General features: G+C 35.4%; 12 protein-coding genes. 9 read left to right on the top strand and 3 right to left on the bottom strand.

Annotation, left to right across the window (positions count from 1 at the left end; translation table 11 throughout):
• The first annotated feature begins 73 nt into the window (after positions 1-73).
• Genes AC3DU7_RS12580 through trxA form a run of 3 tightly spaced genes read left to right on the top strand, consistent with a single transcriptional unit; the run spans position 74 to position 1,673 of the window.
• Complete coding sequence (locus tag AC3DU7_RS12580; protein ID WP_488039684.1) at positions 74-988, top strand: glycosyltransferase family 2 protein; 915 nt, start codon at positions 74-76, stop codon at positions 986-988.
• Positions 989-1,045: 57 nt separating this feature from the next.
• A complete protein-coding gene (locus AC3DU7_RS12575; protein ID WP_488039683.1) occupies positions 1,046-1,303 on the top strand; it encodes a hypothetical protein in 258 nt (85 codons plus the stop codon).
• 49 nt (positions 1,304-1,352) lie between these two features.
• Positions 1,353-1,673: a thioredoxin gene (trxA, locus tag AC3DU7_RS12570; protein WP_488039682.1), complete on the top strand. Its 321-nt coding sequence runs from the start codon at positions 1,353-1,355 to the stop codon at positions 1,671-1,673.
• A gap of 867 nt (positions 1,674-2,540) precedes the next feature.
• On the opposite strand, the gene AC3DU7_RS12565 is transcribed toward trxA, so the two are convergent.
• Positions 2,541-3,350 (bottom strand): class I SAM-dependent methyltransferase, encoded by an 810-nt coding sequence (locus AC3DU7_RS12565; protein ID WP_488039681.1) that lies wholly within the window; start codon positions 3,348-3,350, stop codon positions 2,541-2,543.
• Positions 3,351-3,891: 541 nt separating this feature from the next.
• Between AC3DU7_RS12565 and AC3DU7_RS12560 the strand changes: the two genes are divergently transcribed.
• From AC3DU7_RS12560 to AC3DU7_RS12545, 4 genes are all read left to right on the top strand, one after another.
• The gene (locus tag AC3DU7_RS12560; protein ID WP_488039680.1) at positions 3,892-4,836 is read left to right on the top strand and encodes a spermine/spermidine synthase domain-containing protein; all 945 of its coding nucleotides are present in this window, start codon (positions 3,892-3,894) and stop codon (positions 4,834-4,836) included.
• A 48-nt stretch (positions 4,837-4,884) separates the two neighbouring features.
• Positions 4,885-5,052, top strand: coding sequence for a YqaE/Pmp3 family membrane protein (locus tag AC3DU7_RS12555; protein ID WP_488039679.1), 168 nt, complete (start codon positions 4,885-4,887; stop codon positions 5,050-5,052).
• Positions 5,053-5,665: 613 nt separating this feature from the next.
• Positions 5,666-6,733, top strand: a complete 1,068-nt coding sequence (locus AC3DU7_RS12550; protein ID WP_488039678.1) for a branched-chain amino acid aminotransferase — start codon at positions 5,666-5,668, stop codon at positions 6,731-6,733.
• Between the two features lie 418 nt (positions 6,734-7,151).
• Positions 7,152-8,009 carry an EI24 domain-containing protein gene (locus AC3DU7_RS12545; protein WP_488039677.1) on the top strand — a complete coding sequence of 286 codons (858 nt, stop codon included), beginning with the start codon at positions 7,152-7,154 and terminating at the stop codon, positions 8,007-8,009.
• Positions 8,010-8,082: 73 nt separating this feature from the next.
• Here the strand turns inward: AC3DU7_RS12545 and AC3DU7_RS12540 are convergent, their stop codons facing one another.
• Both AC3DU7_RS12540 and AC3DU7_RS12535 read right to left on the bottom strand, forming a co-directional pair.
• A complete protein-coding gene (locus tag AC3DU7_RS12540; RefSeq protein ID WP_488039676.1) occupies positions 8,083-8,415 on the bottom strand; it encodes a hypothetical protein in 333 nt (110 codons plus the stop codon).
• 431 nt (positions 8,416-8,846) lie between these two features.
• Entirely contained in the window at positions 8,847-9,806 is a 960-nt protein-coding gene (locus AC3DU7_RS12535; RefSeq protein ID WP_488039675.1) for an orange carotenoid protein N-terminal domain-containing protein, read from the bottom strand.
• Positions 9,807-10,026: 220 nt separating this feature from the next.
• Between AC3DU7_RS12535 and sodN the strand changes: the two genes are divergently transcribed.
• Entirely contained in the window at positions 10,027-10,485 is a 459-nt protein-coding gene (gene sodN, locus AC3DU7_RS12530; RefSeq protein WP_488039674.1) for a superoxide dismutase, Ni, read from the top strand.
• A gap of 17 nt (positions 10,486-10,502) precedes the next feature.
• Entirely contained in the window at positions 10,503-10,862 is a 360-nt protein-coding gene (gene sodX, locus AC3DU7_RS12525; protein WP_488039673.1) for a nickel-type superoxide dismutase maturation protease, read from the top strand.
• Positions 10,863-11,609 lie beyond the last annotated feature (747 nt).

Raw genomic sequence — 11,609 nt, 5'->3', positions numbered from 1 at the left:
TCCTTGAAAAGAAGAGGATTGACTCAAAGAAAAATTTTTTCTTCACTTTTATTCCATTTAGTTAGGAGACAAAATGTTTTTCAGTGTAGTTATTCCCACTTATAATCGCAAACCAATTTTAGAAAAGTGTCTTCGCGCTTTGGAAAATCAAGATTATGACCGCCTGATTATAGATTATGAAGTAATAGTTATCGATGATGGTTCGACGGATGACACTATCCCCTGGTTAGAAACAGAGGCCAAAGAATTTCCTCATGTCCAACTATTTTCTCAGTCTCACCAAGGGCCAGCAGCAGCTCGGAATTTGGGTGTTGAGCAGGCCAAAGGAGATTTTATTATTTTTATTGATAGTGACTTGGTGGTGACAGATTCTTTTCTACAGTCACACGCAAATAGTTTGATTGCTCAAAAGTCAGATAATGTATTTACTTATGGCAGAGTTATTAATACTTGTAATTTTGATTTTCCCACTTCAGAACCTTATAAGTTGACTGATTTTTCGGCAGCTTTTTTTGCTACGGGAAATGTGGCGATCGCTCGTCGTTGGTTAATTGAAGCTGGATTATTTGATACTTGTTTTGAACAGTATGGTTGGGAAGATTTGGAGTTAGGAGTTAGGTTAAAAAAATTGGGTTTAAAATTGATTAAGTGTCCTGATGCTGTTGGCTATCATTGGCATCCACCTTTTTCTTTGGAGCAATTACCAGGAATGATTGAACGAGAAATTCAAAGGGGAAAAATGGGAGTTTTGTTTTATCAAAAACATCCAACTTGGGAAGTTAAAATGATGATTCAAATGACTTGGCTACACAAATTATTATGGGGAGTTTTATCATTAGGTGGGAGATTAAATGAAAAGACAATGGCTGTTTTTTTGCAATGGTTAATTGACCGAGGTAAATCGCAGTTAGCTTTAGAAATTTCTCGGATATTTTTGAATTGGTATAATGTACAAGCTGTTTATGCTAATCCAGAAAATAGGGAGTAGGGAGTAGGGGGAAAGAATTGATAATTTCTATGCAATGACTGATAACTGATAACTGAAATGACCTACAACCTTTGGAGCGTAGTGAAGATAATGATTGAACCAGATTTTCCTCATATTGTATTGGCCTTTAACTACAAGGGTTGGAAAGTTGAAATTGACCAAGGTGAAATGGACGGATCTGCTACTTATGCGGCTTGGGCAAACTACAAGTTAGGTTGTGTTGTAGCAGTACCTTACGCTTCTTCTCGACAAGAGGTAGTTAAGCGTGCCAAACAATGGATTGATGCTCGAAATAATCAGAATATAACTTTATAGTGAAGAATTGCTATATAATTGATTATTATCTATTTTATCAGGAGTTCTAATGAGTACAGCAGCTTACATAAATGACAGTGAATTTGATGCACTTTTAACTTCTGAAACAATCTTTGTCGTAGATTGTACGGCATCATGGTGTGGTCCATGTAAAAAAATTAGTCCTTATATTGACCAGTTAGCTGAAGAATATGAAGGTCGTGCCAAGGTAGTGAAACTTGATATTTCTGAAAATAAGGAAACTGCCAATAAATTTAGTATTCGTAGTATTCCAGCTGTAATGTTTTTTAAAAGTGGCGAACTTGTAGAAAATATAGTTGGTGTTTCTCCTTATGAAACTTTCAAAGCAGCACTTGATAAGTTACTTTAAGTTTTATAGAAGTAGATAGATTTTAAAAATAATTGTTTTTTTGAGTATTTAGAGCAACTTAATTTTATTTCTTCCTTCTTTTTAATATTTGAAATAGTTAGGGTTTGCGCTCAAAAGTCTTTTAGTAGGGGTGGGAGATAGGAGACAGGAGGAATGGGAATTATAGAGGAGGTAGGAAGAAGAGTTATCCCAAGATTGTTCTGCCTTTGTTTGCCCTCAATACTAACATGTATGAACTTTTTATAACAAAAAGCTAGAACTTTTTTCACTACAAAAAGGCACTTACCTTTATCCGTCAATGCTTTGAAATTTAATCAGCAAGCCCTAGTTATCAAATAACATCATGTTCGGATAAAAGTCTTATAAATATCATTCTTTGTGTATAGATGTATATATAGCTGTTACATGAAAATTCTACTTTCTGTCACCTGTTATATCAAATCCGGTTAAATAACCTCACAATCAATAGACCCAGAAAAGAGGGAGTAGGGAGTAGGGATAAATAATTAATAATTTATATATAACAATTGATTTTATTTTTTATTATTGGAGATGTCTAATAGCTTAAAATCCTGATTATGACGTTATTTTATCTATGTGAAATTAGGCGGATTTGATATTACATATAAATTATAACTATTCAATCTAATATGATTAAAGTATGAATATTTGAGAAATAGTATGGCGCTACGCATTAAGGTGTTTGACATGAATAAAAGCTAAAACTCTTTTGTATTTCACTATTGCCTGTTCCCTGTTCCCTTGCACGTAGCGCTATATTAAGTGGAATGAAATATAAATTAGTAAAAAATATAAATTATTGTAGAAAACAACAATAACTTAAGCGATCGGTAATTTAGGTATTATTTATTCCATTTTACCTTCCTTAAAAGCCATAATCCTAATTCGCTTATAATCAGCCGTCCACTTTCCCTTCTTATATAGATGAGGACGCAATCTATTTTCAATATCACCAATAATAATATCTTGCTTTTTTTCAGGAATTCCTTCAAAGAAACAAGTTGCAAACATCTTCAGCCAATTGCGCAAACCATATTCTCCATCCTCAAGTTTAGTTGGTCTTTCTAATAAAGTAGCAAAAGTCAATACAAACCCTTGTGATTCTAAAAGACTAGCATATTCTCCAATACTAGGAAAATACCAAGGATTAAGTTGTTTATTATTACTATAACCAGCAGCATCTAAGGCTTCATAAATACTTTTAACAATAGTTTTAATATTACCTTTACCACCAAACTCGCTAACGAAACGACCTCCAGGTTTCAATATGCGCCAAATATTACTGATAACTTTTTTCTGCTCTTTAATCCAATGAAGTACGGCATTAGAAAAAACTGCATCAAATGTTTCTTTTAAGTCTATATTAACTCCATCTCCTACTAAAAATTTAATATCTGGATAACAACGATGTGCTTGTTCAATCATAGTCGGAGCATTATCAATTCCTATGACTTTTGCCCCTTTTGTAGTGATTTTATAGGTCAGATGACCTGTTCCACAACCAAGGTCAATAATTTTTTCTCCACTCTGAGGACTGAGCAATTCTAATAAATCTATTGCCAAATTAGAAACAAAAGAATGTTTACTTTCATACAGTTCTGCATTCCATTCATTGAAAGATATATTTGAGAAGTTGTTAGTTGTATTATTTTCCATAGCACTACGAAGAGTAACTTATTCAATAGATTATACTTGAATGCAACCTAATAACCTATTAAGTCAAAAGTTAAAAATTTGAATACCCTGTGTCACGAGTAATTTCAGTTATCAGTTATCAGTACCTCTGCAATAAGGAGGCTTGAAATCTTCTGTAATATTCTCTTTCTCTTGGTTGATTTTATCTGGCTAATTTGCGCCATTCCACCCTATGGGAAGCTCCGCTGACGATCACTTTTTATCTCCTTAAAAGGGGAGGCTATTGATCATAATTTTTCGGTCAAAAGTAATACTTAGCTAATTAATTTAGTATAGTTTGAATTAGGAAAATAATTAGAAAAAGTTTTTTTGCTCTTGAAGCGATTGAGTAAAATTACTCTATTCATCGGGATAAAATTTTAGATCATTTCAATAATAATACCTGTAAAAATTCAGGTTTGTATTAAGTATAGTTGGAATCTAAAACAATTTTGTGCTAAGAAATATATCCTGTCCCAATATTGAGTATTGAGACAAAGTATCTCATTGAGGAATATAGCTTATGGCAAGTAGTGAAGTTGGTGCAGATTTATGGATTAGCGAGTATATCACACCTTGGGATATTTATGTTCATGGCATTACCGAGGTACTTGCCTACAAAAAAACTGCTTATCAGGATATGTACATTATAGATACAGGTGTTTATGGTAAAGCACTGGTTCTTGATGGTAAATGGCAATCTTCTACAGGAGACGAATTTTTGTACCATGAGCCCCTGGTACATCCTGCCATGATTTTTCATGGATCTCCTAGTAAAGTTCTTGTTCTTGGTGGTGGTGAAGGAGCAACTATTCGAGAGGTCTTACGTTGGCAAACAGTAGAACAAGTGGCCATGATTGATATTGATGGAGAAGTGGTTGAAGCTTGTCGTCAACATTTACCTGAGATGCACGCTAATGCTTTTGATGACCCTCGCCTCAAATTGGTCATTGGTGATGCTTTAGAATTTTTGGATACTTCTGATGAAATTTGGGATGTAGTTATCTCTGACCTTTCCGATCCTATTGAAGAGGGACCTTCATTTCAGTTGTTTACAAAGGAATACTTTGAAAAAATTTTCAGGGTGCTTACCCCTGGAGGGTTTTTTATTGTGCAAGCTGGCCCTGTTTCCCCAGGAGAAATGAAACTTCATACTCGAATTGTGAATACAATGAAACAAGTTTTTCCTTATGTCCAATCTTATAGTAGTTATGTTCCTACTTATGGCCAGCCTTGGGGTTTTGTACTTGCTTCAACAGAAATGATTAATAGTCGTCCTGACCCAGAAACAGTTAATCAACTTCTAAGAGAAAAAACTACTGGTGGGTTTCGGATGTTGGATGGGACTACTTTATTAGGGATATTACAAGTACCTAAACATTTGCGCGAAGCGATCGCCGCTGAGACTGAGGTATATACTTTAGCAAAACCTCCAAAATTTTTCGGTAAAGGTTCTACTAACAGTTGAAGCTATAACTAAGACAACAATAAATTAAAAATTACAAGAGTAACTAACATGACCATACTACGGATTTTAGCTTCTATCTTTTTACCACCTTTGGGTGTATTTTTGACCGTTGGCCTCGGCGGTGCTTTTTGGATTAATCTTCTCCTAACTATTTTTGGTTTTTACATTGGTGGCATTATTCATGCTGTTTGGGTTATTGCCAAGCATGATTCATAAACTAAGGCAAAAGGAATAATTGGGGCTTGCTGAAAAAGTCTTTTTTTAAGAGTAGGGGACCCACCCCTAACGCCTCCCAGGAGGGGAAAAGGGGAGTAGGGGAGTAGAGGAGCAGGAAAGTAATTGTTTTTGCCCAACTTTTGCCTAAAATGGTAAATTTTTGAGCATTAATAGCTGAAAACCAGGTACTTTTTCACTACCCAAAAAGGCTAAAACCAATATCAGTAAATGCTTTGATATTTAATCAGCAAGCCCTAATTAGGTTATAAAACCTCACCCAAATTGTAGGCAATACCAGTGGCGGGGTTTTATCCCCTTGTGCCCTTTAGTCACGGGCAGAGGTCAGGATTGAGAATTCCCTTTCCTACGGAATGTTGCGCAAACTGTATAAGCGCCTCCTGCCCTCTACCTTTCCTGATAATTTTTCAGTCAAATAGTTTAAGTGTAGAGGTAGGAATAGTTTTTTTGACTATTTCTAAGTTACAGCAAATCAAATATTATCCTCAACCTATCTCTACTAAAATACGACTCATTTTTCTACTTTAAATTGGCGACTCATAACTGATAAATGGTAATATAGTAAAACTACATTTATTAGACAAGCCAGGTAAGAATGACAACACTAAATCTTCAAATATCTATAGAAAAAACTAGCCACTCTCGCATTCAAGAACAAGATATTAATAATAGTTCTTTTGGCAAAGTATTTAGCGATCATATGTTAGTTGCTGACTACATAGATGGTAATTGGCAAGATGCAAAAATTATTCCTTATGGTAATATTTCAATAGCTCCTTCTCTGTCAGTTTTGCATTATGGTCAGACAGTTTTTGAAGGTTTAAAAGCTTATAGAAGTCCAACAAAAAAACCTTTATTGTTTCGCCCACAAGCTAACTATAAAAGGATAAATGAATCAGCTTTTCGATTATGTATGCCGTCTATTCCTGAAGATATTTTTCTGGATGGTTTAAAGGAATTAATTAGGCTAGATTCTGACTGGATTCCTACTCAGTCAGGTAGTGTATTATATATTCGACCTATTTATTTTGCTACAGATGAATCTGTTGGTCTTAAACCAGCAAATAGTTATAAATTTATTATTATTACTTGCCCTGTAAGTGCTTATTATTCAGCACCAGTTAAGTTAATTGTTACAGACAAATATATACGAGCTGCTGAAGGTGGAACAGGTGCAGCTAAATGTGCTGGTAATTATGGTGGTAGTTTATTAGCAGATCAAGAGGCTAAACAACAAGGCTATGATAATGTTTTATGGCTAGATGGGAAGGAGAAAAAATATATTGAAGAATGCGGCACAATGAATGTGGCTTTTGTTATTAATGATGTTGTTATTACTCCTAAATTGACTGGCACTATATTAGCTGGAATTACTAGAGATAGTGTATTAACTTTATTTAGAGATATGGGTGTTAAAGTTGAGGAAAGATTAATTTCTATTGATGAAGTGGCAAAGGCTTATGAAGAGGGTAATCTTTCTGAAGCATTTGGTATGGGAACTGCTGCTACAATTGCTCATATTTCTACTATTAATTATCAAGGTAAAGATATGATTTTACCTCCTGTTTCTGAGCGAAAATATGCTCCTCAAGTATTACAAAAATTAGAAGATATTAAAACGGCTAAAGTGAATGACCCTTATGGTTGGGTTTGCCCACTGTAAATTATAGGGTACTTTTAAAAAGTTAGAAGTTAGAAGACAGAAGTTAGATTTGAGAGTACTAAAAACTTTGAAAATACAATAGACCTCTCCGGAAAAGAGGGAGTAGGGAGTAGGGAGTAGGGAGTAGGGGAAAAGAATTGATGATTTATGCATATGGGATTGATTTAATTTTTGACGATCGCCATATGTCTAATAGTTTCAGGCAATAATTTAATATTTAAAGTTTGAAACTATTTGTGAAATTATTCAAAGTGAATTGATATATAGCAATGTGTGCTGGCATATTTACAAATTTCAGGAACTGTCCAATAGCTAAAAGTTTTATATCATAAGCTTTTTATCCCCCTCTACTGCCTATTGCCTACTGCCAAATGAGCTGCGCACAGCGCTATAACTTCTAACAACTCTAAATTAACTCATGGTAAAACAAAAAAAAAGTAAGTCAATATTATCTCTATTTGAGGCTCCTATCGGATTATTAGCAGGTGCAACTTACCATTTTCGTGCTTTAAATATATTTGTCAAAAATCCAAGATTGATAGGTTATATTGTTGTGCCAATTTTCATTAATATCGTGGTAGGTATTCTCCTCTATATTGGTTTACTCCTACCAGGAATTGATTTAATTGATACTATTTTTGATGATTTATCTTTGCGCTATGATGCTTTTGTTGCTCAATTACCAAAATGGTTACACTTCTTAAGTTATATAGATAATATTTTAGATAAACTTTTACAAGTCATTCTATTCGCAATATTATTACTAATAATTGGATTTTTGTTAGTACAATTTGGGGCTATTCTAGGTTCACCTTTTTATGGTCAACTTTCTGAACAATTAGAAAAAATTAGAACTGGTACATTGCCTGAAGCTCCGCCAAGCCTATTCAGCTTTTTCAGAGATATTTGGCGAGCGATTCTTTTTGAGCTAAAAAAAATTGGGTTACTATTAGTAATAGGTTTGCCGATTTTGCTGCTGAACTTTTTACCTGGAGGCTCTTTAATAGCAACTATTGGTGGTATAACCTTAACAACTTCCATTGTTTGTCTTGACTTTTTTGATGGATTTTTGGAGAGAAGAAAATTAAAATTTCGAGAAAAGTTAACAGTAGTACGTCGTAGTTTACCAGCAAGCGCCACTTTTGGGTTAATTTGTCAAGTTTTAATTACTATTCCGATAGTTAACTTTTTAGGTATTCCATTATGTGTAGCTGCAGGAACTTTATTTTGTTGCGATCGCGTCTTACCAAATTTACTGCTAGATCGTCAAGCTTAAAGAGTGCGGGCCTAAATGAAACCGCAGTTCATTTCACAACCCGCTCTTGATTTAGATTCTAGCTCAGATAATATCAGATCATCCGAGTCATAGCAGATACTTTTGTAATCTTTTCTTTATCCAAGCCTTCCAGCTCTCCAAGCTTTAACCATCCCTCTTTTACTAAACCAGCCAGAGCAAAAATCACAGTTGCATTTCTAGAGTCGTACTTGCCATCTAGATCGTATCTTCTGGCACTGAGAAAATCATGTAGATACCATAAATCATCAAATTCTTGAATTCCACTTGCTTTTTGGCGCACTGTTGTGACTAAAGCATTGATTTCTCGTTCCTTAGCTTTGGACAAAGCTGCTTGGGCAATCTTTTCTTCTGTTATAGACCACTGAGTATTAGTAAGTTGCATCATATTTTTTATTTTCTTAAAAATCTATGTGTGATTATGATTTTTTATGTAGTTGTTAATAATAGCATATATAATCTAATCTAGTAGCTAAATAAAATAAAATTTATATTAATTTACAAGGCAATTTTATTAGTAACAAAAACAAAAAAAAGAGTGTTCTGTTTAAAGACACTCTTTAAAATTTATTTATCTCCATATTTTCCTGGAGTTAAATCGCTTTGCTAAAATTAGTTCATAGTTCATAAAAATATAGTCAAGTATGACATATCCTTCCGATCGCAGGTGTTACCCTGACGCTTATGAACTACAACACCCTTGCATCCCATAGTCAAAGACATTTGGGACTACTTTTCTCATAATGTTTAGAAAACCGTTCACATCAGGATTGATTAACCTTTTGCTGGCGGTTATAATACTTTATTACCTATTTCTTTTTACCGGGCCAAATTTAACAACTCTTTAGCAGAGGCCAATAAGTCGATCGCCACAAAGAAAATTTTACCTTCAGGATTAAGCAAAAATCTCCAAGCAATATTCATACCCACACCAGCCCCAAACCAAGGAGTTTGGCATTTACCAGTAACTTTAATCTGAGTATAACCATCCTCAACAGGTTCAGAAATTCCTTGCTCTGGGATTAACTTCAGATTCTGGCATTCTTCTTGGAAGAATCGCAAAATGGCATCTTTGCCCACAATTGGTCTACGGAAAGGAGGTTGCAGGCCACCATCCGGAGTGAATAACTCAATCAATGCATTAAAGTCATTGGCATTCAAGTTATTCATGTAATTCAAGACAGTAGGATTATCAACACCTTGAATCGTAACTTGAGTTCGCTGTGCCATATTCTGTGGAGCAACAACTGGCTCAGAAACTCGGGCATAATTGCCCAAATTTTTAACATCAAAACCCATATCAATCACAGAATTTCTCAAAACTGTGATTTGCTGACCAGAATCTAATCCTTGAATAGTTCCCAATACAGCTGAAGCATTAGCAGAAAGCTGATAACCCTGTGGTATTGGAGCAACAAGTCCCTGATTCATCCATTCTCCAAGTTGATACCAAAAACCCAACTTAATATTTGGAGTCCAAGTAGCGTAGGTGCGACATATTGGTGTATCAGCTCGGTTAGCCAAGTCACACATTACTTGTGTCTGCTCCTGGAAGCTCATTTGCTTAATTTCATTCATTGTTATTTCTGCCAACTGCATATTGGCAGCTCCTGGAGCAGCAATTGTGATAGTTTTACCCATTTCCAGGTAGGCGAACCAAATGAGAGCTAGTTGGTCTTCTGCACTTAGTTGAGTGAAGCGAGCAATGGTGGCTGGCACTGCGTCAGCTGATAAGGTGCTGGGAAAGATATTACGAGCTGTATCAATTGAAAATGGCATAAGTTTATCTTAATAAAGGAATCCAAAATTAAAAATCAGATACACCCACACTTTGTTATTTTAAATGGGGTGGGTGGGGATTATAGGAAATTTAGAAATACCCACACTTTTGATTTAAACTAGGGTTGGTGGAAATTATTAGGAAAATCCTTCCTTCTGAACCACTATTTCATCGTAACATTACTTTACATTTATTCACATAGGAATATCTTAGAAAACTATGCTCAATAGAATTGCTACTCAGATTAGAAAGTTCTTCCCAGCACCAGAAGTTAGCGCTCACTGCGATGGCCCTTGTGGTGTTTATGACCCTGCTTCTGCTCGCATTTACGCTGAAGCTGTATTGTCTATGACTAAGAAAATTCTGGACCTTGACCCAAAAGCAGGAGACCATAAGACTGCTAATACTCTTTCTCGCTATATTGCTATTAAGGAAGAGCAAGCTCAGAAGACTAAGGAAGATTTACTGATTCTTTGGACTGACTATTTTAAGCCCGTACATTTAGAAAAGTATCCAGATCTCCACGATACTTTCTGGAAAGCTGCCAAGCTTTGTTCTGCTTGTAAAGTGGAAGTTAGTTTGGAGCACGCTACTGAGTTACTAGCTGCTGTGGAAAAAATCCACAATATGTTCTGGGCCACTAAGGAACGTGATGTAACTTGGTACAAGGCTAGCTAAATTTTTTGAGTTTTAAGGTGGTAGGCAAAAAGTTGATACAAACAAGCGATAATAAAGAGTTATTGTTATGGTTGTTAAGATTGCGTCAACGTTTTTGTGTTACAGGTGTCTCCATGTTTCCCTTACTCAAACCAGGGGAGGATATTCTTGTTGACACTAAAGCCTACCGCCACTGTTTACCTAAAATAGATGATTTGGTGGTGGCTAAACATCCCCATCGCCCAAATTTGAAAATAATTAAGCGGGTTGCCTTTGTTGAAGAAAATGGTGACTGCTTTTTGGTAGGAGAAAATAGGGAAGAAAGTAGCGATAGTCGTTCTTTTGGTTTTGTAAGTTCGCAACAGATAATTGGTAGAGTTACGAGCAAGTTTCCTTAGAGACTGTTTGTACACATAAAGATGGTAGTGCATCAAGAAAGTGTGTTTAGTAAGGGACTTCCAAATAAAAAATTATCCTATTAGCTATGAAAGTAAGGGAGTAGGGAGTAGGGAGTAGGGAAGAAATTGAAAAAGTTAAGGGAGTAGAGATTAGCTAGTTAACGATCTAAGTACAAAAATTGGGGTAATTTATTTTCTGCTATTCCCTAAGCGATCGCTACGCTAACATCAGCAGGTATAACAATTTGGTAGCTACTATCACACACAAACAAGGCTAACAAAAGTTAGATTATTCTTGAAGTAAATTCCTGCCAGAGACTGAAAGAACGTCGAATGCGATATCCAGAAGTAAAAGTATATCTGAGAAGTCAAAAATGATTGGATAAAAGCTATTAATCTATCAAACAGCTCCAGTCAAAACTACTTTTTTAGTCAGCTTAGGGATACAATTGCTCTAAATTTAAAGTATCCAATTATACTTTTTAGACATATAGCACTGTGCCCAGACAGCAAGATAATTAACGAAGTCAGAAGCGAGTGTGTAATTCCGAGGTCCCCTACAGAGCATATAAAGTGCAGAATTACTTAGGCACATAGCCCCTCCAGAATTTAAGATACACTCATGACAGTCAGAAGTTAACCCACCCCCACCCCTCCCAGGAAGAGAAATAGGGGATTTCAGCTCCGCTCCAAAAATATTTCGCCTTAAAAGGCGGGGTTTTAGACCCAATTATTTTGATAAATTGC

It is taken from the genome of Okeania sp. (assembly GCF_983059655.1).
This window is presented reverse-complemented; position numbering and strand designations above follow the sequence as displayed.

Excerpts from the sequence above, each read along its gene's own strand:
- AC3DU7_RS12580 (WP_488039684.1), top strand. The coding sequence starts at position 74 with ATGTTTTTCAGTGTAGTTATTCCCACTTATAATCGCAAACCAATTTTA.
- AC3DU7_RS12575 (WP_488039683.1), top strand. The coding sequence starts at position 1,046 with ATGACCTACAACCTTTGGAGCGTAGTGAAGATAATGATTGAACCAGAT.
- trxA (WP_488039682.1), top strand. The coding sequence starts at position 1,353 with ATGAGTACAGCAGCTTACATAAATGACAGTGAATTTGATGCACTTTTA.
- AC3DU7_RS12565 (WP_488039681.1), bottom strand. The coding sequence starts at position 3,350 with ATGGAAAATAATACAACTAACAACTTCTCAAATATATCTTTCAATGAA.
- AC3DU7_RS12560 (WP_488039680.1), top strand. The coding sequence starts at position 3,892 with ATGGCAAGTAGTGAAGTTGGTGCAGATTTATGGATTAGCGAGTATATC.
- AC3DU7_RS12555 (WP_488039679.1), top strand. The coding sequence starts at position 4,885 with ATGACCATACTACGGATTTTAGCTTCTATCTTTTTACCACCTTTGGGT.
- AC3DU7_RS12550 (WP_488039678.1), top strand. The coding sequence starts at position 5,666 with ATGACAACACTAAATCTTCAAATATCTATAGAAAAAACTAGCCACTCT.
- AC3DU7_RS12545 (WP_488039677.1), top strand. The coding sequence starts at position 7,152 with ATGGTAAAACAAAAAAAAAGTAAGTCAATATTATCTCTATTTGAGGCT.
- AC3DU7_RS12540 (WP_488039676.1), bottom strand. The coding sequence starts at position 8,415 with ATGATGCAACTTACTAATACTCAGTGGTCTATAACAGAAGAAAAGATT.
- AC3DU7_RS12535 (WP_488039675.1), bottom strand. The coding sequence starts at position 9,806 with ATGCCATTTTCAATTGATACAGCTCGTAATATCTTTCCCAGCACCTTA.
- sodN (WP_488039674.1), top strand. The coding sequence starts at position 10,027 with ATGCTCAATAGAATTGCTACTCAGATTAGAAAGTTCTTCCCAGCACCA.